The 19,727-nt window shown below is 52.9% G+C and carries 22 protein-coding genes; 12 read left to right on the top strand and 10 right to left on the bottom strand.

Annotated features, from left to right (window positions below; translation table 11 throughout):
• Nucleotides 1–248: 248 nt before the first annotated feature.
• The 4 genes from ABD892_RS23085 to ABD892_RS23100 all read right to left on the bottom strand — a co-directional run bounded on the left by ABD892_RS23085 (nucleotide 249) and on the right by ABD892_RS23100 (nucleotide 2,323).
• Entirely contained in the window at nucleotides 249–461 is a 213-nt protein-coding gene (locus ABD892_RS23085) for a DUF2061 domain-containing protein (RefSeq protein WP_345198590.1), read from the bottom strand.
• Between the two features lie 132 nt (nucleotides 462–593).
• Nucleotides 594–1,265, bottom strand: a complete 672-nt coding sequence (locus tag ABD892_RS23090; RefSeq protein WP_345198591.1) for a TIGR04211 family SH3 domain-containing protein — start codon at nucleotides 1,263–1,265, stop codon at nucleotides 594–596.
• 114 nt (nucleotides 1,266–1,379) lie between these two features.
• Entirely contained in the window at nucleotides 1,380–1,676 is a 297-nt protein-coding gene (locus ABD892_RS23095; RefSeq protein ID WP_345198592.1) for a YciI family protein, read from the bottom strand.
• A gap of 59 nt (nucleotides 1,677–1,735) precedes the next feature.
• A complete protein-coding gene (locus ABD892_RS23100) occupies nucleotides 1,736–2,323 on the bottom strand; it encodes a septation protein A (RefSeq protein WP_345198593.1) in 588 nt (195 codons plus the stop codon).
• A 124-nt stretch (nucleotides 2,324–2,447) separates the two neighbouring features.
• Between ABD892_RS23100 and ABD892_RS23105 the strand changes: the two genes are divergently transcribed.
• From ABD892_RS23105 to rluB, 6 genes are all read left to right on the top strand, one after another.
• Nucleotides 2,448–3,362, top strand: coding sequence for a PHP domain-containing protein (locus ABD892_RS23105; RefSeq protein WP_345198594.1), 915 nt, complete (start codon nucleotides 2,448–2,450; stop codon nucleotides 3,360–3,362).
• Between the two features lie 46 nt (nucleotides 3,363–3,408).
• Nucleotides 3,409–4,032 (top strand): L-threonylcarbamoyladenylate synthase, encoded by a 624-nt coding sequence (locus tag ABD892_RS23110; RefSeq protein ID WP_345198595.1) that lies wholly within the window; start codon nucleotides 3,409–3,411, stop codon nucleotides 4,030–4,032.
• A 102-nt stretch (nucleotides 4,033–4,134) separates the two neighbouring features.
• On the top strand, nucleotides 4,135–5,349 hold the full coding sequence (locus ABD892_RS23115) for a tryptophan--tRNA ligase (protein ID WP_345198596.1): 1,215 nt from the start codon (nucleotides 4,135–4,137) through the stop codon (nucleotides 5,347–5,349).
• Nucleotides 5,350–5,358: 9 nt separating this feature from the next.
• Nucleotides 5,359–6,222: a segregation and condensation protein A gene (locus ABD892_RS23120; protein ID WP_345198597.1), complete on the top strand. Its 864-nt coding sequence runs from the start codon at nucleotides 5,359–5,361 to the stop codon at nucleotides 6,220–6,222.
• Nucleotides 6,219–7,175 (top strand): SMC-Scp complex subunit ScpB, encoded by a 957-nt coding sequence (gene scpB / locus ABD892_RS23125; protein ID WP_345198598.1) that lies wholly within the window; start codon nucleotides 6,219–6,221, stop codon nucleotides 7,173–7,175. Before ABD892_RS23120 ends, scpB begins: the two co-directional genes overlap by 4 nt.
• Nucleotides 7,176–7,260: 85 nt before the next feature.
• The gene (gene rluB, locus ABD892_RS23130) at nucleotides 7,261–8,151 is read left to right on the top strand and encodes a 23S rRNA pseudouridine(2605) synthase RluB (protein ID WP_345198599.1); all 891 of its coding nucleotides are present in this window, start codon (nucleotides 7,261–7,263) and stop codon (nucleotides 8,149–8,151) included.
• A gap of 70 nt (nucleotides 8,152–8,221) precedes the next feature.
• Here rluB and ABD892_RS23135 read toward each other — a convergent pair whose 3' ends face one another.
• The 6 genes from ABD892_RS23135 to ABD892_RS23160 form a co-directional block, all read right to left on the bottom strand.
• Nucleotides 8,222–8,506, bottom strand: coding sequence for a DUF406 family protein (locus ABD892_RS23135; RefSeq protein WP_345198600.1), 285 nt, complete (start codon nucleotides 8,504–8,506; stop codon nucleotides 8,222–8,224).
• Between the two features lie 214 nt (nucleotides 8,507–8,720).
• On the bottom strand, nucleotides 8,721–9,032 hold the full coding sequence (locus ABD892_RS23140) for a hypothetical protein (RefSeq protein ID WP_345198601.1): 312 nt from the start codon (nucleotides 9,030–9,032) through the stop codon (nucleotides 8,721–8,723).
• Nucleotides 9,033–9,126: 94 nt separating this feature from the next.
• Nucleotides 9,127–9,921 carry a hypothetical protein gene (locus ABD892_RS23145; RefSeq protein ID WP_345198602.1) on the bottom strand — a complete coding sequence of 265 codons (795 nt, stop codon included), beginning with the start codon at nucleotides 9,919–9,921 and terminating at the stop codon, nucleotides 9,127–9,129.
• A gap of 158 nt (nucleotides 9,922–10,079) precedes the next feature.
• The gene (locus ABD892_RS23150; RefSeq protein WP_345198603.1) at nucleotides 10,080–10,544 is read right to left on the bottom strand and encodes a YjiG family protein; all 465 of its coding nucleotides are present in this window, start codon (nucleotides 10,542–10,544) and stop codon (nucleotides 10,080–10,082) included.
• Nucleotides 10,537–11,274, bottom strand: a complete 738-nt coding sequence (locus tag ABD892_RS23155) for a nucleoside recognition domain-containing protein (RefSeq protein WP_345198604.1) — start codon at nucleotides 11,272–11,274, stop codon at nucleotides 10,537–10,539. The genes ABD892_RS23150 and ABD892_RS23155 overlap by 8 nt, the downstream gene beginning before the upstream one ends.
• 379 nt (nucleotides 11,275–11,653) lie before the next feature.
• Entirely contained in the window at nucleotides 11,654–12,934 is a 1,281-nt protein-coding gene (locus tag ABD892_RS23160; RefSeq protein WP_345198605.1) for a hypothetical protein, read from the bottom strand.
• A 219-nt stretch (nucleotides 12,935–13,153) separates the two neighbouring features.
• On the opposite strand from ABD892_RS23160, the gene ppc reads away from it, so the two are divergent.
• The 6 genes from ppc (at nucleotide 13,154) to ppiC (ending at nucleotide 19,622) form a co-directional block, all read left to right on the top strand.
• Nucleotides 13,154–15,787, top strand: a complete 2,634-nt coding sequence (gene ppc, locus ABD892_RS23165) for a phosphoenolpyruvate carboxylase (RefSeq protein WP_345198607.1) — start codon at nucleotides 13,154–13,156, stop codon at nucleotides 15,785–15,787.
• A gap of 331 nt (nucleotides 15,788–16,118) precedes the next feature.
• A complete protein-coding gene (gene adk, locus ABD892_RS23170) occupies nucleotides 16,119–16,772 on the top strand; it encodes an adenylate kinase (protein ID WP_345198608.1) in 654 nt (217 codons plus the stop codon).
• Between the two features lie 180 nt (nucleotides 16,773–16,952).
• Nucleotides 16,953–17,627 carry a tRNA (adenosine(37)-N6)-threonylcarbamoyltransferase complex dimerization subunit type 1 TsaB gene (tsaB, locus tag ABD892_RS23175; protein ID WP_345198610.1) on the top strand — a complete coding sequence of 225 codons (675 nt, stop codon included), beginning with the start codon at nucleotides 16,953–16,955 and terminating at the stop codon, nucleotides 17,625–17,627.
• A gap of 17 nt (nucleotides 17,628–17,644) precedes the next feature.
• The gene (locus ABD892_RS23180) at nucleotides 17,645–18,448 is read left to right on the top strand and encodes an undecaprenyl-diphosphate phosphatase (RefSeq protein ID WP_345198611.1); all 804 of its coding nucleotides are present in this window, start codon (nucleotides 17,645–17,647) and stop codon (nucleotides 18,446–18,448) included.
• Nucleotides 18,445–19,260, top strand: a complete 816-nt coding sequence (locus tag ABD892_RS23185) for a class I SAM-dependent methyltransferase (RefSeq protein ID WP_345198612.1) — start codon at nucleotides 18,445–18,447, stop codon at nucleotides 19,258–19,260. Before ABD892_RS23180 ends, ABD892_RS23185 begins: the two co-directional genes overlap by 4 nt.
• Before the next feature lie 80 nt (nucleotides 19,261–19,340).
• Nucleotides 19,341–19,622: a peptidylprolyl isomerase PpiC gene (ppiC, locus tag ABD892_RS23190; protein ID WP_345198614.1), complete on the top strand. Its 282-nt coding sequence runs from the start codon at nucleotides 19,341–19,343 to the stop codon at nucleotides 19,620–19,622.
• The last annotated feature ends 105 nt before the right edge of the window (nucleotides 19,623–19,727 follow it).

Below are 19,727 nucleotides of genomic sequence, written 5' to 3' on the forward strand. Positions count from 1 at the left end.
ATGAAAGCATGAGCGGTAGCAACATACTGCGGATTTTCAGGCTTGGTTCAAGGCTTTCAATGAAACGTCAACAGCCCCTAGTATGAAACAAGGGCAAATTAGCAAATGCTATGGTAACAATCACTGTCCGTTATGTTATGTGATCTTACATTGTAGGCTCGTGGTATTTGTTGAGGTTTTTCAGACAATCCAAGAAGTAAGCAATAGGCATGCGTGCTGTTTTTTATTGATGCTTTAGCTTAGGAATATCATGCATGCAGGGGGGATAGGTAGCTATCACCCGCCTGCTTTTTCTTCTTAAAATACTCCCAAGCCTTTTCATGGAAGAAATAGGCGGCTGTATTACAGGCCGGTTCAATTAAAGCAACCAGTCCGCCAATGGCAAGGCTTCCTGTCAGAAGGTAGACAACAGTGAAACCAATAAAAAAATGGATGCCGGCAAAGGTGAGGGTCTTGGTCATGGGGCCAATCTCGTTATTCAGGGATTGGCTAAATAATAGTGATTATCATTTTTGTTTTTAAGTGAATCCGCCCTATTGGACTCATTAGGGTTTTTAATGGGCTGGATGAGCCAGCCCATCTCCCAGGCTGTATCAGATCCAGCTGGATTTCTTTTTGGGCTTCAGCAATGGCCCAAACAGGCCTAGCAGAACACCGATCAGCAGGGTCAGGGCGCCGTAGAGATACCAGCGCTGCTGTGTACTGTCCGAGAGTTGCTGGTTTTCCACCTGCAGGGTATTGAGTTGTGCTTTCAACTGCTCGTTGTTCACGACCAGTGTCTTGTTACGGCTGTCGATTTCCAGACTGTTGGCGGAGACTTCCCTGATACGGGTCAGTTCCTGTTCCAGTTTACGGATTTTCTGGGTGCTGTCGTTGAGCTTGTCCGTCAGTTCCCGGTTGCTGGCTTCAAACGCGTCCAGCTGCTTACGGTATTCTGTGTTTTGTGACGCCAGTTTACCGTTTTCTTTCTGAGCTCGCTCCAGCTGGTCTTTGGCGGGCTCCTCTTTCAGCAGGTATTGAACAGGGATATAGCCTTCGTTACCGGATCGTGTACGCACCTTGGCGTACTCTTCACCGTTGTCAGCGCTCGCTTCTTCGAGGACTTCCAATGCCGTACCGGTTTTCAGACCACGGTGAAGGATCCGGTACTCGTTGCCGGGACCAGCCCGAAGGGGGACATACAGGGTATCGGAGATATAGCGGGTTTCTGCCTGAACGACGCTGGCGGTCATGATGGCCATTAAAAAAGGAATCAGTCTTTTCAAGGCTGTGCTCTCTATCGGGCTGCCAAAAGATGGAACTATGACATAAATCTAGGCAGTAAAACCACAGCGCGTCGATAGTGATCGCTCGTACTGCGGCTTTGTTGCTGTAGTGGCTTACAAAACGACCTTAAAGGGTTTTACGGTCACTTGTGCGTAGACGCCTGCTTCAATATAAGGGTCGTCATCAGCCCAGGCCTGAGCGGCTTCAAGGCTGTCGAATTCAGCGATGACCAGGCTGCCGGTAAAGCCGGCATCGCCTGGGTCGGCTGTATCAATGGCGGGGTGTGGCCCAGCCGTCAGCAGGCGGCCTTCAGCGCGCAAGGCTTCCAACCGGGCAAGGTGAGCCGGTCTCGCGGTCTTGCGCAGCGCCAGACTGTTTTCAATATCTTCACTGATAATGGCGTAATACATCGTGTACTCCGGTTAACACAGGGCAGCTGCTTTCGTGGTTCAGGAAAGGCTGGCTTGTGTCAGGTGGTCTTATCTGTGTCTTCCTGCTTGATATAACGGGCCAGAAAGAGAAACTGAATGATTACAAAGGCAAACGTCAGGCCGAGGCTGCCGAAGACCTTGAAATCGACCCAGATGGTCTCGAAGGTAAAGGCCACGTAGAGGTTCGCTGCCCCCAGCAGAATAAAGAATATGGCCCAGCTGGTGTTGAGGCGTGTCCAGATGGCATCGGGCAGACTCATGGCATGGTCCAGCATCCGTCGGATCAGCGGCTTCTGGCCAATGAACTGGCTGGCCAGAAACGCCACGCCGAAGATCCAGTTGACGATAGGTGCTTTCCATTTCAGGTAGGCTTCTTCATGGAATGCCAAAGTCAGGGAGCCAAACAGCAGTACGGCAACGAGTGTGATCAGCTGGCTCTTTTCCAGGCTTTTCTGCTTCAGGTAGAGCAGGCCGTAGACAATCACAGAGGCAACAATCAGTACCATGGTTGCGCTGAATATGCCGCCGAACTCAAATTCATGGCCAGCCAGGCTGACGGTCCGGGGATCAATCTTGTAAACAATGAAAAAAACCAGCAATGGCAGGAAATCAATAAACTGCTTCATAGGTGAATTGGCTCGTCCTGTTTCAGGTCTGTTACCATGCATTGCTGCTACGTTGAACTGTAACGGCAAGGTTGGATCAAAAGATCTAGTTTACTGGGTGTCTTCGTCAGGATAAAGAACACAGATGTATAGTCGTGCTGACCTGCATTGTCATACTACCGCCTCGGACGGTGTCCTTGCGCCGGGACAGCTGCTGGCCCGCGCCCGGGAAAAGGGGGTGGATCTGCTGGCCGTGACGGATCATGACACGGTGGCCGGTGTCAGGCATCTGTTGTCTCTGGATGAAGACCCCGGGTTGACCCTGGTTGCCGGTACGGAGCTGTCCTGCCTCTGGGGAAACCTGGAAATTCATGTGGTTGGGTTGGGGTTCCAGTTGTCAGAGCCGGGCGTTGATGAGTGTCTGGCGCGTCAGCACCAGGCCCGCTGGCAGCGTTGTGAGCGAATTGCTGACAAGGTGGCTAAGCGGCTGCCGGGTATTACGGCGGATCAGATCCTGGCCGGCGCAATGGCGTTGGCCAGAGACGCCCAGCGTGCTACTGGCACCGATTTTGTGCCGGGTCCTGATACGCTGCAAATTGGTCGCCCCCATTTTGCTGACTGGCTGGTGCAGGAAGGACTCGTTCCTCACCGCGAGGCCGCGTTCAAGAAATACCTTGGAAACAAGCATATGGGTAACGCAAAATCTCACTGGCCTCATATCACTACGGTGGTGGGCTGGATTCGCAGCTGGGGAGGCGTGCCGGTACTGGCGCATCCTGGAAAGTACAAGCTGAGCGGGATGAAACTACAGGCGCTGGTTGAAGACTTTGCCAAAGCGGGCGGGCTTGCCATGGAAGTGGTTGGTTGTCTGCAGCCATGGGGTGAGCGTGATAAACTGGCCCAGTTATGTGGTCAATACCATTTGGCGGCCTCGCTGGGTAGCGACTTTCACGGTCCCTGGTCCGACCGGATTGAGCTGGGCCGACTGGGACCGATTCCTGAGGGCTGTCAGCCGGTCTGGGAGCTTTTTGATGACAGAGTCTTACCGGTTGCCTCCTGAGTTAGCATATAATCGCGGTTCTCCTTCCACTGATTGAAGCCTAGCCGTGAGCCAGTTTTTTCAGATTCACCCAGACAACCCCCAGGTACGCCTGATTCGTCAGGCCGTTGATATCGTGCGCTCCGGTGGCGTTATTGTGTACCCCACGGATTCTGCGTATGCCCTGGGTTGCCGCATCGGGGAAAAAAAAGCCATTGAACGCATTCGTCGCATTCGGCAGCTGTCGGACCGGCATAACTTTACGCTGGTTTGCCGGGACCTGTCTGAATTGGCGAACTATGCCAAGGTGGAAAACAGCGCGTACCGCTTTCTGAAAAGCAAGACCCCGGGGGCCTGGACCTTTATCCTGAAGGCGACCAGCCAGGTGCCGAGGCTGGTGTTGCATCCCAAGCGCCGAACCATCGGTATCCGGGTGCCGGACAGCGCCATTGCCCAGGCGTTGCTGGCCGAGCTGGGTGAGCCGTTGGTCAGCACCACACTGATCCTGCCGGGTGATGATTACCCCATGATTGATCCCTATGAAATCCGGCAGGTGCTGGAGCATCAGGTTGACCTGGTCATTGATGGCGGCTTTTGCGGCATGGAAGCGACCAGTGTGGTCAGCCTGGTGGAGGAAACGCCGGAGATCCTGCGCAATGGCAAGGAAGATACAACCGAGTTGGTGGACTGATAGGGATCCTGCGGCGTTCCGGCATATCAGGAACTTTCAAAACCGGATACACTCTCACGTTATTAGAACCGACTGAAAAAAACGGACTTCCTGGAGAACCTCTTGAGCGCCACAGACCCCGGTTCGCGGGTATTATCAGGCATGCGGCCGACCGGACAGCTGCACCTTGGCCATTATCACGGTGTGTTGAAGAACTGGCTGACCCTTCAGCATCAGTATGACTGCTTCTTTTTTGTGGCAGACTGGCACGCGTTGACAACGCACTACGACAACCCTGGTGATATCGAGAGCCATGTCCTGGAAATGGTGGTGGACTGGCTGGCGGTGGGCGTTAATCCCGGGCAGGCCACGTTGTTTGTTCAGTCAAAGGTGCCGGAACATGCGGAGCTGCACCTGCTGTTATCCATGATGACACCCTTGTCATGGCTGGAGCGTGTGCCCAGCTATAAAGATCAGCAGGAAAAACTGCGGGAGCGGGATCTGTCGACCTATGGTTTCCTGGGATACCCGTTGCTACAGAGCGCCGATATTCTTATCTATCGCGCCGGTCTGGTGCCGGTTGGCGCCGATCAGGAAGCTCACGTTGAAATTACCCGGGAAATTGCGCGCCGTTTCAACCATCTTTACGGCCGGGAGCCGGGGTTTGAAACCATCGCTGAGCAGGCCATCGGAAAGATGGGGCGCAAACAGGGAAAGTTGTATCGCAGTCTTCGCAAGGCGTACCTTGAAAGCGGTGATCATGAGGCATTGGAAACCGCTCAGGCGTTGTTGAAAGAGCAGCAGAATATCACCTTGGGTGACCAGGAGCGCCTGCTGGGTTATCTTGAAGGAACCGGCAAGATGATTCTGCCTGAGGCGCATGCTTTGTTGACGCCCATGGCCAAGATGCCGGGACTGGACGGTCAGAAGATGTCGAAGTCCCTGAGTAATACTATTGGTCTTCGTGATGACAGTGATACGGTGGCGGAAAAAATTCGTCGTATGCCGACGGATCCTGCCCGGGTTCGGCGCAATGACCCGGGTGAGCCGGAACATTGTCCGGTATGGAATTTCCATAAAGCCTATTCTGATGAGAAGACCCATGAGTGGGTGCAGTCTGGTTGCCGTAATGCAGGGATCGGTTGTGTTGACTGCAAACAGCCGGTCATTGAGCAGGTGATCAGTGAGGTTGAGCCGATTCGCCTGAGGATTGCGGATCTGGAAGATAACCTGGATGAAGTGCAGGGCATTATTGCCGAAGGGAATGAGCGCGCCCGTGATGAAGCGCAGGATACCCTCAAGGATGTACGCGAGGCTATGGGACTGGCTTACCGTTAGGATATGAGTATGGATGCGGACACGATTGATCAATCGGCGACACCGGATGAACAGGTGCCAGAAGCGCCCGCTGAAACCGTAGAGGGCGCACTTGAACAAAGTGTGCGTCTGGCGGTATTCCGTGGTGAGATTCTCAGCAAGCTGCCGGATGATCTGTATATTCCGCCGGAAGCTCTGGAAGTATTTCTTGAAGCCTTTGAAGGGCCGCTGGATCTTCTGCTCTACCTGATCAAGCGCAATAACGTTGATATTCTCGAGATGCCGGTGGCAGAAATTACCCGGCAATATATGAGCTATGTAGAACTCATGCAGGCGAGCCAGTTTGAACTGGCGGCAGAATACCTGGTGATGGCAGCGACACTGGCGGAAATCAAATCCCGGATGTTGCTGCCACGTCAGACGCAGCTCGATGATGAGGAAGAGGATCCCAGGGCCGAGCTGATTCGTCGTCTGCAGGAGTATGAGCGTTTCAAGATTGCCGCGGAAGATCTGGACAGTATACCGCGGCAGGGCCGGGATTTTTACCTGGCCAGTGCGGAGCCGCCCAAACTGGAAACGCAGAAGATTCATCCGGATGTGGATCTTCGTGAAGTGCTGCTGGCTTTGTCTGAAGTGCTGGGCCGGGCTGACTTGTTTGAAGACCACCATATTGAACGTGAAGCACTGTCAACCCGTGAACGCATGGCACAGGTGCTAAGCCGACTGAAATCGGATGGATTTACCCCGTTTGTGGCCCTGTTCACCGTCTCAGAGGGGCGGTTGGGTGTGGTTGTGACATTTCTGGCTATTATGGAATTAATAAAAGAATCTCTGGTCGAGCTGGTTCAGACCGAGCCCTTTGGTCCCATTCATGTCAAGGCACGCACGGAATGAGTAACGAAGAGCCATCGGTAAAACTGATTCTGGAAGGCGCCCTGCTGGCGGCGGGCAAGCCTATGAATCTGGAGCAGCTTGCCCATTTGTTTGATGAGCATAAGCGTCCGGATAAGCCCACTCTCAAGGCGGCGTTGGAAGAGATTGCTGTCGACTGCCAAGGGCGCGGGTTTGAGCTGAAGGAAATTGCCAGTGGCTGGCGTTTTCAGGTGCGACAAGAATTGAGTCCCTGGGTGGGGCGTCTTTGGGAAGAAAAACCCCAGCGTTACACCCGGGCGATGCTGGAAACCTTGGCACTGGTTGCTTACCGACAGCCGATTACGCGGGGTGAGATCGAAGATATCCGTGGTGTCAGTGTGAGTTCCAATATCATGCGTACCTTGCAGGAGCGAGACTGGGTGCGTATTGTGGGGCATCGCGATGTGCCTGGCCGGCCGGCGATGTTTGCGACCACACGGCAGTTTCTGGATTACTTCAATCTGCAGAACCTTGATGAATTGCCGCCGCTCAGTGAAATCCGCAACCTGGATGAAATGGCCGCTTCGCTGGAGGGGGACGTTGCAGCGTTACCTGAGGCTGCACAGCAGGCATTGCAGGGGCTGGAAGCGGAAGGTGGAGACTCTGCTGATGAATCCGTCAGCACTGAGCAGGCCCGTCAGCCTGCTTCGTTGGTAGCAGTGGCCCAGCAGTTTCAGGAAGAAAGTGAACAAAACGTTGAGCGGTTATTTGCCGAGCTGGATGACCTTGAAGATGGCCTGAAGACCAACTTTACCGATATGGCCCCACGCTATAAGGATGATGCGTGTGACGATGCTGAAGGGATTGAAACCGATGACGCAGTTCGTGTTGAGATAACCTATGATACACACGACAGCGGTGATGAAATTCAGTCATCTGATGAGCCAGAGCAGGATGAAGAAGATTCTTCTTCCATTGCTGATCTGCGGGGCTGACACCGATTAACCATGAAAGAAAATTGACCGGGGTTTTCGGCCTGATGCCGGAACCCCGGTCTTGTTTTTGATAGCAGTAAAGATTATGACAGATATTAAAGAGATCGAGTCACCGGTTGAAGGTGAGCGCCTGCAGAAGTTGCTGGCTCGCCAGGGGTTGGGCTCACGACGTGAAATTGAAGGCTGGATTGCGGATGGCCGTGTCACCGTCAATGGTGAGAAGGCGACGCTGGGTGTGCGTGTGTCGGGTGCAGAGGATATCCGTGTCGATGGCCGCCAGGTGAAATGCCAGACAACCAAAACGCGTCGTGTATTGGCTTATAACAAACCAGAAGGCGAGGTGTGCACACGTCAGGGAACGGATGACCGTCCGACGGTGTTTGACCGTTTACCCAAACTGAAAGGCGAACGCTGGATCAATGTTGGGCGGTTGGATATCAATACCTCCGGTTTGCTGCTGTTCACAACAGATGGCGAACTGGCTAATCGCCTGATGCATCCTTCTCACCAGATTGAGCGAGAATATGCCGTGCGTGTATTCGGTGATATCACTCAGGACAAAATCAGTAATATGTTTCGCGGTGTAGAGCTGGAAGATGGCCTGGCCCGATTCACTGACATTGTCGACAGTGGGGGCGAAGGTAGAAATCACTGGTTTCATGTCTGTCTGCTGGAAGGGCGTAACCGGGAGGTGCGTCGGTTGTGGGAATCGCAGGAGCTGGCGGTTAACCGGTTGAAGCGGGTGCGCTATGGTAGTGTCATTATTCCTGATCATCTGAAACAGGGACAGTGGGCAGAACTGGATCAGGCGACAGTCGATGCACTTGCGGCATTGGCAGGGTTGGATTCGGTTCCCGTGAATGTCAACAGCAGTCGCGAAGAGGCGGTGCGAATGAAACGCTTGCAGGGTAAGCGTATTGCGCCAGTAGCACGAAAGAAAACCCGCAATCCGAAGGCCGCTTCCGGCGTTCGCTAACAGCGTTATCAAATCATACTGCCGCTTATCTCATGCGGCAGTATGGTCTCGACCAAGGCAATGTCAATGATCAGAGGTAAGCGGCAGCCCGCATATCGAAGATCAACTTCTCTGCAGCACAGACAAAATCAAAGCGTGCCTGAATGCAGGTTTCCAGGTCAGCTTGGGTGATGTGGGTGCTGATGGTGCAGGGGTCGCTTTCAATACTCTGTGCCAGCGTCTGCAGTTTGACCAGCTTGGCCTCTGCCTCCTGCTGGCTGCCAGCTTTGATGGTCAGTTCCGTGGCGGTATCTTCTTCCTGGATCAGGGTGCCGATATCCATGCAGTTGCAGGCGGTGGTGTTTACTTCAGTCATGGTGTTTCCGATCTATCACATTCAGGGAGGCAGTCTAGAGGGTCTGTTTCTGGGCAGCACATGACTTGGGTCAATGAAACACCCGAAGACTGATGAATCTTGTATCGTATTACATTCCTGGGTTTGGTCGGATTGGTAGAAATGGCTACAGATTTCACCAATACCGTAAGAGGTAGGGACGTGTTGATGGGGTGGGTGCTTTCTGCTTTAAGGCTTACTCTGACGCTGCATTTTGCAGGGCGCCATACAGGTTTTTCCATTCCACCAACGGGTCACTGAAATCTTGTATCAGGTGATCCGGCATCTCATCAAGCCGTTCCAGCATATTGCTGTATTCGTCCCGAAAGTAACGACAGACAGTGTTGCTCAGTGAGATGTTATGCAGGCAGAGGTTGCCATAATCATCAATGCGATGGGCTGCCGCTGAGTACTCGGCATGGTATTGATAAGGGTATTCCGGCTCCTGTTCTTCGCATTGTGCAACAATAGGCAAAGTCCACAGTATTATCAGCGCTTTCCAGAACATACATACATCCCTGTACAGCCACGTAAACGCACTCGCCAGATTAAAGGCAGTTCATTACTGCAAAGTTTAGCCCAGAGAGATAACGGCTTGTGAATTAAGCCTCTGCCATCATGGTTGACGACAAATTTCTATCCGCGCTGTTCCCAGGGGGGGAGGCGCTGTCTTCTGGTGACAAGAAGTTGTCGTTATTGCTCGCTTCCATGGTGTCAGCAGGTGCAGGGCGGGATAAATCCTGTTGCTGGGCCGGGAGGAGGTTTTCCACATGGGGAGCTCTCTGTGAATAGATATAGGCCAGTGTGGTCAGGCCGGCTAAGAAGGCTGGCGCCTCCAGAATCGCGATGAGTCCGGCAAGAGGAGGGCCGCCAATTAGACCACCCAGGGCGATGAAGCCTGACGCTAAGAGCATCGATATGACGGCGCCAATTGCTGTGACATGTCGTTTGTTAATGTTGTAGTAATCAAATGTTTCGTTCATGGCATAGGAAACGCCTTGGTTCCAACTGGTTTTCATTGCTGAAGGTAGTTTGTATATGGCTCTGCCAACACCATATACAATGCCGATTAATAAACCGGGTACAACGGCAGTAATACCGACAATAAAGCCAAAAAAATACCCGACACCACAGCCTATAGTCCGGGTGACTTGATGATTACCACCTAATCGCACGCCCAGTTCCCCAAGTTTTTCCATCGGACGTGTGAAGGCAAGCTCCATTCCCTTAAGTGCGGAAAGGAAAATGTTGACGGTTATATGAGGGGCGACAGTGATGACTACAGAAATCACTCGTTGCCCAAATGTGCGTACATTCCCATTTTGGGGCGCATTGTCGCCATCATGAGGATGGGGGGCATGTGTTGCGTGTAAATGTATTCGTTGGGCCTCATCCATGAGGTTGCCTCTTACTTTCGTCTGATTATCATCTAAAAAATTAGACATTGTTCAGGTTGTGAAGTTCCGGAAAGAGGCTTGGTCGAAGGTATGAGCTGTCTAGGAAATGAAGGTTTTCAGGGGGGGCATAGTTTGCCTGAAAACCTTCTAATCCCTTGTTAAATAAGGATGTTCATCACGAACATGGACAGGAAGGCGTTAATGATACAGATGGCAAACAGTATCGGGAATCGGCGAGCATCGGTACCGATGACGCCAAGAATCCGGCCTGCATACTGAATCAGCGAGCCCATCAGATAGATCGCTGGTGCCAGAATGGCCAGATGGGTGCCATTCAGGATACCGTCGGAAAACAGGCCGACCGCCACGCCAATCCCGCCGCCCATGGACATAAAGGCGCCCATGAGTACAGCCGCGGCCTCGCCGGGAAGACCCACCAGTGCCATGACGGGGCCAAACAGCGCGCCCATCAACTCCATGGCACTGGTCACATTCAGGGCCTTGATGATGACAAAAGCCATCATGATGTTGGGGATGGTGCTGGAGGTGGCGATGCCCCAGCCTTTGCGTGCGCCTTCGACGAAGACGTCGGTAATCATCGGTTTTTTAGCCTGTTCAGCCATGGGCGACGTCTCCCTTGACGTTGGTATGATCAGTAGGTTGCTTCTTGCCTTCGGTCAGGGTGATGTACAGACGCATAAGGTTGGCACCAAAGACTTTAAATACCAGCATGACCATGAAGCAGAGACCGATGGACGCAGGCACAGCAAGCTCCCCATTGGCATCAGTCAGGGTGAATAAGATTGCACCTGAACTGAAGAAATTGACGATCATCGCGCCCGCCGAGAATTGGAAGGCAGTGAAGACATCGGCTTCCTTGTCGGTCAGGTCCTTGTTATCAATCAATGACTTGGTCATGGAGGCGCCGGCATCGGTGCTTTGCAGGCTTGCGATCAGTGCCAGGCCGGTATTGCCGGGTATACCCATCAGCGGCTTGAGCAGCGGCGTCATCAGGCGACGGGCGGCTTTCAGGGCGCCATAGTGCTCAAGGATGTTAACCATGGCCAGTGCAAACATAACCGTTGGCACAAGACTCAGGGCAAACATGAAACCGTCCCGGGCACCACTGCCACCTGCGCCGCGGAAGGTGGAACCGGCGGCGGTGACGACGCCTTCTGCATTTTCAGAGACGCCAGATACCAGCTTGCCAAACGATCCGTTCAGGGTTGTGAAGTCGAAGACTCCCCACCACTCATTGGATTTCATCAATCCGGAAAAGAAAACGACAGCGAATGCCAGTGCGACATAGCCGCCCCATGACACTTTGTCCTGAGAGCCCTCAGTGTTACTCATCAACGATTACCCTGTGTAGATCAATACGGGTCAGCCGGGATATTCAAGGGGGAATATTGGCCTGGTACCTGCTGCACGTGCGAACCTTGGTCTCTGTCACTGCAGCCGGTCAGGCGGTCCAGGTGGGGAGGTGCATCGGATCGTCGGGCAACGGGGCAGGCTGGCTGCAGGCGGGAGATGATAGTCAGAAACGCTGAATATGCTGTTGATCTGAGTCAAATCTGGCGCTTGCTGAATCAATGCTAAGGCTTTGGTGTTGATTAATGATGTATTGCTTGTGCTTTCTAGCTTGATTATTGAGTTGTCTGATATTGCTGCTGATTTTCCCGAAGCTGATACAGGTATGGTTGATCATATCAGGAGAACGGAAAGGTGCTATTTATCTCATGCCTGTATAGTTTGTGTAGACTCGGTCTGTTGTATCCATCAAGCCATTGCTTCGATAAGCCAGATCCTCAGTTAAGTCGAAATGTTTCATCTGATGCGATAGCCGATGGTTTGGCGCCAAGTGCTGTAGGGGTTTCGCGCCAATAGTAATTATTTCGAGTCCGGGTATTTTTTCGAAGAGGTCAAGCATTGGGCGACCAAAGGATTGTTCGTCAGGGCTTTGAGGGTAAATAGAGAGCACAAAGGGTGAAACGGGAATATCTATTTCCCTTAGTGTTTTGATAAGTGCTGTAAATCTGTATATAGCATGCGTCGCTAATGAAAAATATACTGTTTTTATTGAATCCTCATTAATGTAGTGTGACAGGCATATATCAATTGCAATAGCCAAAACGCCATATTCCTCTAGTGATCTCGATAACATGCCATTTCCCGCATATATTTCAAGGGCGATCGGATTAGCTTTTTTCCTCATGTGACGGCCTAGATTTCTAACAAATACCATGTCAATAGGGCCGACATTTACTTGGGTATACAAATTTGTTATGAAAAAATCAAAGTCATCTGGAGCGTCTTTTGCTTTGTTATGGGCGAAATCTTGTTCAACTATTGCTTCACAAATATTGAGTTGTTTGTCGGTCGGGAAATTTTCAGGTAAGCGCTTTTGCTCAAGGGCTTTTATAAAATCAAGCATTGTTTTTATGGCTAATTTTGTTTCGGCAGGAGTATTATTATCGTTTTGTTGATGTAGTTTTCTTTTGGATGATTGTAGTCGCTGATTTGTTATTTTTTTGTTGGTGTATTGTTCGGTGTATTCGTTGAAGCAGAAAAAATTTAGCTGGCAATTTGGTGCTATTTGCGAGATGGTTCCGCTGTCAGGCATGGTATCTTGAATTAATTCGATTGTGTTGCTGGCGCCGTTTAATAATTTTATTAGTTTTTTCTGTGCTTTAAAAGTGGCAGGGCAGCCAGACATCTGTTTTAGTTCATTAATTAATTCTGGTGTTATGCGCTTTAAATTTAAGTTAAAGGTATATTCTAGGCAGGTATTTTGCGAGGGTACTAACAGTAAGAGTTTCGGGCCATGACCACTGGAGTGGTCAATTGATAAGGTGTGATCATGAAGGGATACGCTTCTTGTTAATGGTCGAGCTGTCTGTTGTCTGGTTGCCAGCTGATCAAGTGATTTAGCTCTTGTAAGGCTAGTGCCTGGGGCTTTATGCGGCACGTATAACGTGGGCAGCGACAGTGACCTCGATAGGTTTTGCATCATACTCGTCATCACATGGGAGAAGTAAGTTCAAGGTGAACGTATTGGTTAGATCCTTTAAAAGACTTCCGTTATGTGGATTTGGTTCACATTTGAGCTTTGAATCATCATGGATGCTTTGGTTTTGTTAAAGCTACTTGGCAAATGGTAGGGTTCAGGTTACAAAGACCTCTCATAATTCCATGGTATTTGTTGGATTAACTCGGACAGGACAAAAGGTTTATGGCCAGTGAGCAGTCTGCACTCAAAAGCAACGTCCACCTGATGGGTGAGTTGTTGGGTAATACCATTAAGGCGCATCTGGGGGACGATTTTCTTGACCAGATTGAGCAGATCCGACACTTGTCCAAATCCGGCCGAGAAGGCAATGAGGCTGATCATGCCAAGCTGGTGAGCCTGCTGAAAAATCTTGATGATAGTCAGCTGGTTCCAGTCACACGTGCTTTTACCCAGTTTCTTAACCTCGCGAATATCGCTGAACAGTTCCACACGGTATCCCGCCAATGTGAGCAGGATGTCTGTGTACCCGATACATTGGATGATCTCTTTATTCGCTTGAAGGCCCGACAGTTCTCGCCGGAGCAGATTCGCGACAGTGTGGCGGCCATGACTATCGAATTGGTGCTTACCGCCCATCCCACTGAGGTGACTCGCAGAACAGTCATTCAGAAGCACTCTGAAATTACGGAGTGCCTGACCCAAATGGAACACTCGGATCTGTTGCCCAGGGAACGTGAACGCCTGGTCAATCGCCTCGAGCAGTTAATCAGCCAGATCTGGCATACCGAGGAAATACGCAGCCACCGTCCAACACCTGTCGATGAAGCCAAGTGGGGTTATGCCACGGTAGAGCACTCACTCTGGCATGCGCTTCCTGAGTTCTTGAGGCAGCTGGATGAGCGTCTGTATCAACATACCGGGTACCACCTGCCCCTGGATGCCATGCCGGTTCGGTTCGCCTCCTGGATGGGCGGGGATCGTGACGGGAATCCAAACGTCACGGCGACCGTTACCCGTGAAGTGTTACTGTTGAGTCGCTGGATGGCGGCGGATATGTTTCTCCGGGAGCTACAGCCATTGATCAGTGAGCTGTCCATGGCAGAGTGCTCGTCGGATTTGAGTTACCGGACCCGTGGCAGTCATGAACCTTATCGCCTGGTGCTGAAGGAGTTGCGGGAAAGCCTCAAGGCGACACGGCGTTATTGTGAGCAGAAACTGGCCGGTCGTGATGCATCAGATGAGGCTATCCTGGAATGCGATGACGCACTGGTTGCGCCGCTTCAATGTTGCTATGACTCCCTGTGTGATGTGGGTTTGTCGGTCATTGCGCGGGGGCCATTATTGGACACCCTGCGCCGCGCCCGTTGTTTCGGCCTGGGATTGGTCAGACTGGATATTCGTCAGGAAGCCGGGCGTCATACGGGGGTTTTCTCTGAACTGACCCGTTATCTCGGCCTGGGTGATTATGCCCAATGGACCGAACAGGAGCGGCAGACGTTCTTGCTGACAGAACTGGACAATCGTCGTCCGTTAATCCCCCTGGACTGGCAGCCGTCAGAGGACGTTCAGGAGGTATTAGATACTTGTCGTGTGATCGCAACGCAGCAGCAGGAGCGCCTGGGATCCTATGTCATCTCCATGGCGCGTGAGCCATCCGATGTCTTGTCGGTCATTCTGCTGCTTCGGGAAACCGGTTGTCGTTTTAATATGCCGGTTGCCCCACTGTTTGAAACCCTCTCGGATCTGGAACATGCAGAAACCGCGATGCAGACGTTGCTGTCATTGCCCTGGTATAGGGATTATGCCGGTAATCGACAGATGGTCATGATCGGCTATTCGGATTCTGCCAAGGATGCCGGCCAGATGGCTGCCGCCTGGGCTCAGTACCGTGCAATGGAGGGGTTGACTGCTATCTGCGAGAAAACAGGTGTTGGTTTAACGTTGTTCCATGGCCGCGGTGGCACTGTAGGCCGTGGTGGTGGTCCGGCACATGCGGCAATTTTGTCCCAGCCTCCGGGATCAGTCGACGGTTACCTGCGGGTGACGGAGCAGGGGGAGATGATCCGGTTCAAATTTGGATTCCCCGCAATAGCGGTGCAAAGCCTTTCTCTCTACGCCAGCGCCACACTGGAAGCGACTTTGCTGCCACCGCCAGCCCCTGAACCGGCATGGCGGCAGCTGATGGATCAGATGACGCAGGATTCCCTGGCGACTTACCGTGGAATTGTCCGTGAGGAGCCGGATTTTGTACCGTATTTCAGGGCGGCGACACCGGAGCAGGAGCTGGGTAAGTTGCCACTGGGTAGTCGCCCCGCTAAGCGTCGTCCAGGCGGAGGTGTTGAAAGCCTGCGGGCCATACCCTGGATCTTTGCCTGGACACAGTGTCGTTTAATGTTACCCGCCTGGCTGGGGAGCGGTGTGGCATTGCGTCGTGCTATTGAGTCCGGCCACAAGACGGTGCTGGCAGAAATGATTCGCCAATGGCCTTTTTTCCGTGCCCGTCTTGAGCTTCTGGAAATGGTCTATCTGAAGTCTGATGCTGAGACTGCGGAATATTACGAAGAGTGTCTGGTACCGGAAAATCTGCGTTATCTGGGGCAAAAGCTTCGTCAGTTGCTGGCTGAAGCGGTGGCGGTGATGGTTGAGCTCAAGGATGGTCACCCCTTTTTGGAGCAGGACCCCTGGGTGCGTCAGGCGATAGAATTACGCAATCCATATTCAGATCCATTGCATGTCCTGCAGGCAGAGTTGCTTTTCCGTGCTAGACATGACCCGGACTCTGTTAACCCGGCTGTGGAAAGGGCGCTCATGCTGACGATTGCAGGCATTGCAGCGGGAATGCGTAACACCGGGTAGTGCTGAAAGAGGCTTGCCATTGCGGGCCTCTTTCAGGGATGTATGTGTAGGTTCTCGGTATCATAATGAATTGCGGTACTCGAAAGAGATGCTGCTTGATACCGATAGCGCCTCAATTGTCGCCAACGTCATTTATTCATCGTACGGTTTGTGTTGATAGTGCCAACGGGCTTGAGTCAAACAGCGGTCATGTGTATCTTTGAGCCCTTTTGCGGCGCTAAAACGCTGCCATTAGTAGTGGGTTCTTGTTGCGATTGCACGTTCAACCATGGTTGGAGGCGTGTTCAATGGCAGGAAATCCGGAACCGGTCACATCCGAGGAGCATTTTACATGCGTGTCATTCTGCTTGGCGCACCTGGCGCTGGAAAGGGGACTCAGGCCCAGTTCATCTGTGAGAAGTTCGGTATTCCCCAGATCTCCACGGGCGATATGCTGCGTGCTGCCATCAAGGCGGAATCGCCGCTGGGACTGAAAGTCAAGGCCGTGATGGATGCCGGTCAGCTGGTGTCAGATGACATCATCATTGATCTCGTCAAGGAACGTATCCAGGCGGATGACTGCGCCAAGGGTTTCCTGTTTGACGGTTTCCCCCGCACCATTCCACAGGCTGAAGCGCTTCGCGATGCCGGTGTGGCCATTGATAATGTGCTGGAAATTGCGGTGGAAGACGAAGAGATCGTCAAGCGCATGAGTGGCCGTCGTGTGCATCCGGGCAGCGGTCGTGTGTATCACGTGGTGTACAATCCGCCGAAAGAAGACGGCAAGGATGACGTCACCGGTGAACCGCTGATTCAGCGTGACGACGATAACGAAGAAACCGTTCGTAAGCGTCTGGCTGTTTATCATGAGCAAACCCAGCCGCTGGTTCGCTTCTACACCGAGATGGCAGCTTCCGGTGCCGACGCACCACGCTACTCCTGTGTTGCAGGTGTGGGCTCTGTGGAAGCTATCACTGCTGCTGTTCTTTCCGCACTGCAGTCTTAATCGTCTGTGAAAGGCTGGCTTAGCATTTTATGCGGCCAGCTTTTTTCTCTGCTACTGAATAACAAACAAGTGAATCATTGCCGTTATCAACGCCAACCCGCTTGTTGTTGAATCCCTTATCGGCCTGATCGTTTTTTCAACGTATAATCCGCCGCAATTATTCCCGGAGTGAGTGTAATTATGCCCAGGATTCTGGCACTGGATACGGCCACGGAAGCCTGTTCCGTCGCCCTTTATCTGGATGGTGAAGTGCGTGAACACTTCGATATCCTGCCCCGGCAGCACAGCCAACAGATACTGCCCATGATCGAGGCTATCCTGGCGGAACATGGTCTGTCGATGATGGCGCTGGATGCTATTGCTTTTGGTCGCGGGCCGGGGGCGTTCACCGGGGTGCGTATTGCCACGGGTATCGCCCAGGGACTGGCGTTTGCAGCGGATCTGCCAGTGATTCCGGTATCCACACTGGCCGCGCTGGCGCAGCTGGGTTTGCGTCAATATGGCGCCCAACAGGTGCTGGCGACGATTGATGCCCGTATGGATGAAATCTATCAGGCGCTGTATAGCGCGGATAATGGCATCATGGTGTTGCAGGGGGCTGAGCAGGTTTCCCCGCCTGAAGCGGTAGTCGTAGAAACAGTTTCGAATAGCCTGGTAGGCATTGGCTCTGGCTGGCTTTACCGGGACCGGATCGCGGTTCCCGTCAGCCAGTGTTATCCCGATGAGTATCCCCATGCGGCGGATATTGCCCTGCTGGCCTCGGTTGCATTGGCGCGAGGGGAAGGTGTTACCGCCGAACAGGCATTGCCCGTATATCTACGCGACAATGTAGCCAAGAAGAAGCATGAACGCTGAGTGATGGAGCCTTAGCTTTGGAAACACTGCATTTGATTGTCCTGGCATTGATTCAGGGTTTAACGGAATTTCTACCGATTTCCAGTTCCGCGCACCTGATTCTGCCCTCGCAGCTATTGGGCTGGCCTGACCAGGGACTGGCATTCGACGTGGCTGTTCACCTGGGAACGCTGTTGGCCGTGGTGGCTTACTTCCGGCAGGATTTGATCCGGATGCTGGTCGACTGGAGCAAAAGTGTCACAGGCGGCCCATCAACCCAGAACAGCCGGATGGCCTGGTACCTGGTCTGGACGACCTTTCCTGCCGTGATCTTTGGTGGCTTTCTGAGCGTAACCGGGCTGGATGACGCCATGCGTTCTGCGACGCTGATTGCCGGTACCACACTGATCTTTGGTGCACTGCTGGGATGGGCAGATCGCAAGGGGAAATTGTCACAGCCTTTAGAGCACTTGACCCTGAAGCAGGCGCTGATTATCGGCTTTGCCCAGGCGGTTGCCCTGATTCCAGGGACTTCCCGTTCAGGGATCACAATGACCGCGGGCCTGCTGCTGGGATTGACCCGTGACGCCGCCGCCCGTTTTTCTTTTCTACTCTCAATTCCGGTTATTGTGGCGGCCGGCAGCCTGAAAATCCTGCAGCTGGTGTCTGCCGATGTGCCTGTTGAGTGGGGTATTCTGTTCAGCGGTATCGCCATTTCTGCGGTGAGCGCCTTTGTGTGCATTCACTATTTCCTGGCCTTCATCAACCGTATCGGTTTGATGCCGTTTGTCATATACCGCCTGCTGCTGGGGGTTGTATTGCTGGGTGTGCTCTGGCTATGAACGCCTTGAATCTGGCAGTGATGGCCTCGAAGGATGCTGGTATCCATGAGCGGATGAGCCGTCTGGCCCATCACCTGGGGTTGCCGCTGGTGGCCGACCAGCCGCTGAAGACCCTGAATGCCTTTGATGCTGTCCTTCATGAAAGCGAAGAAGGGCTGGGCCTGCAGCTGACAGGCAAAGGCGCACCTGGGCCGGTGAGGGTCGACTTTGTCGGTGGTTCTGCCGCCCATCGTCGTCGTTTTGGCGGGGGAAAGGGGCAGGATATTGCCAAGGCTGTTGGCCTGGCGGATGCCGGTAAACGGCAGCTGCATGTGTTGGATGCCACCGCAGGTTTGGGCCGCGATGCCTTTGTGCTGGCCTCCCTGGGGTGCCGTATGACCTTGATTGAGCGCTCGGACGTGGTGCAGGCGCTGTTAATTGATGGTTTGCGCCGTGCTGTGGATGACCCTGAGGTCAGCGCAATCGTCCAGAATATGACTCTGGCGCCAGGGGATGCCTTGCGTATCATGGCCGCCATGGAAACGGCGGATCGGCCGGATGTTGTCTACCTGGATCCGATGTTTCCCCACCGTCGCAAGGCAGCGGCGGTCAAAAAGGAGATGCGTTTATTTCAGGACCTTGTCGGTGAAGACCCCGATGCTGACGGCCTGTTGACGCAGGCGCTGGCCCTTGCCCGTTTCCGGGTGGTGGTGAAGCGGCCCAGGCTGGCGCCGGATCTTGCTGGCAAAATGCCCAATTACCGGCTTGAAGGGAAATCCGGCCGGTTTGACGTGTACACCCTTGCCAGTATCCGTCAGGCTGAGCCCGCCTAAGGGGGGGCAGCCGTATTGACGGTGATGATATGGGTGACTTTATAATTCATTTTCATTGATTTACGCGTATTCGAGAGACAATGGCACGTACTGCGGCAGCAATGCACATCCTGGTTAAAACGGAAAAACAGGCCCAGGAGCTTCTCAAGCAGCTGGAAAAGGGAAGTGATTTCAGCCTGTTAGCGAAAAAACACTCGATCTGTCCCTCCAAACGACGAGGCGGTGATCTGGGCGAGTTTCGGAAAGGGGATATGGTCGCTTCCTTTGAAAAAGCGGTATTTTCCGCTGATCTGCTCAAACCCACCGGGCCTGTGAAGACCCGAATTGGCTTTCATATCATCAAAGTCCTCTACCGCAGCTAATGAGTCGCATTTATTCAACAGCAGGGAGGCTGTGGATAAGGCCATCGAAAGTCCGTGATTAAACAGGCAGCAATAAATAGTTGACGCTTTTTGGGCAATGTCGCT

The organism is Kistimonas scapharcae (genome assembly GCF_039540975.1).
Lineage (GTDB): Bacteria > Pseudomonadota > Gammaproteobacteria > Pseudomonadales > Endozoicomonadaceae > Kistimonas > Kistimonas scapharcae.

Bases quoted from the DNA above. Each gene is read 5' to 3' on its own strand.
- ppiC (WP_345198614.1), top strand. From the start codon at position 19,341: ATGGCACGTACTGCGGCAGCAATGCACATCCTGGTTAAAACGGAAAAA.
- ppc (WP_345198607.1), top strand. From the start codon at position 13,154: ATGGCCAGTGAGCAGTCTGCACTCAAAAGCAACGTCCACCTGATGGGT.
- ABD892_RS23155 (WP_345198604.1), bottom strand. From the start codon at position 11,274: ATGAGTAACACTGAGGGCTCTCAGGACAAAGTGTCATGGGGCGGCTAT.
- adk (WP_345198608.1), top strand. From the start codon at position 16,119: ATGCGTGTCATTCTGCTTGGCGCACCTGGCGCTGGAAAGGGGACTCAG.
- ABD892_RS23140 (WP_345198601.1), bottom strand. From the start codon at position 9,032: ATGTTCTGGAAAGCGCTGATAATACTGTGGACTTTGCCTATTGTTGCA.
- ABD892_RS23085 (WP_345198590.1), bottom strand. From the start codon at position 461: ATGACCAAGACCCTCACCTTTGCCGGCATCCATTTTTTTATTGGTTTC.
- ABD892_RS23120 (WP_345198597.1), top strand. From the start codon at position 5,359: ATGGATGCGGACACGATTGATCAATCGGCGACACCGGATGAACAGGTG.
- ABD892_RS23160 (WP_345198605.1), bottom strand. From the start codon at position 12,934: ATGATGCAAAACCTATCGAGGTCACTGTCGCTGCCCACGTTATACGTG.
- ABD892_RS23100 (WP_345198593.1), bottom strand. From the start codon at position 2,323: ATGAAGCAGTTTATTGATTTCCTGCCATTGCTGGTTTTTTTCATTGTT.
- tsaB (WP_345198610.1), top strand. From the start codon at position 16,953: ATGCCCAGGATTCTGGCACTGGATACGGCCACGGAAGCCTGTTCCGTC.
- ABD892_RS23105 (WP_345198594.1), top strand. From the start codon at position 2,448: ATGTATAGTCGTGCTGACCTGCATTGTCATACTACCGCCTCGGACGGT.
- scpB (WP_345198598.1), top strand. From the start codon at position 6,219: ATGAGTAACGAAGAGCCATCGGTAAAACTGATTCTGGAAGGCGCCCTG.
- ABD892_RS23150 (WP_345198603.1), bottom strand. From the start codon at position 10,544: ATGGCTGAACAGGCTAAAAAACCGATGATTACCGACGTCTTCGTCGAA.
- ABD892_RS23135 (WP_345198600.1), bottom strand. From the start codon at position 8,506: ATGACTGAAGTAAACACCACCGCCTGCAACTGCATGGATATCGGCACC.
- ABD892_RS23185 (WP_345198612.1), top strand. From the start codon at position 18,445: ATGAACGCCTTGAATCTGGCAGTGATGGCCTCGAAGGATGCTGGTATC.
- ABD892_RS23095 (WP_345198592.1), bottom strand. From the start codon at position 1,676: ATGTATTACGCCATTATCAGTGAAGATATTGAAAACAGTCTGGCGCTG.
- rluB (WP_345198599.1), top strand. From the start codon at position 7,261: ATGACAGATATTAAAGAGATCGAGTCACCGGTTGAAGGTGAGCGCCTG.
- ABD892_RS23145 (WP_345198602.1), bottom strand. From the start codon at position 9,921: ATGGATGAGGCCCAACGAATACATTTACACGCAACACATGCCCCCCAT.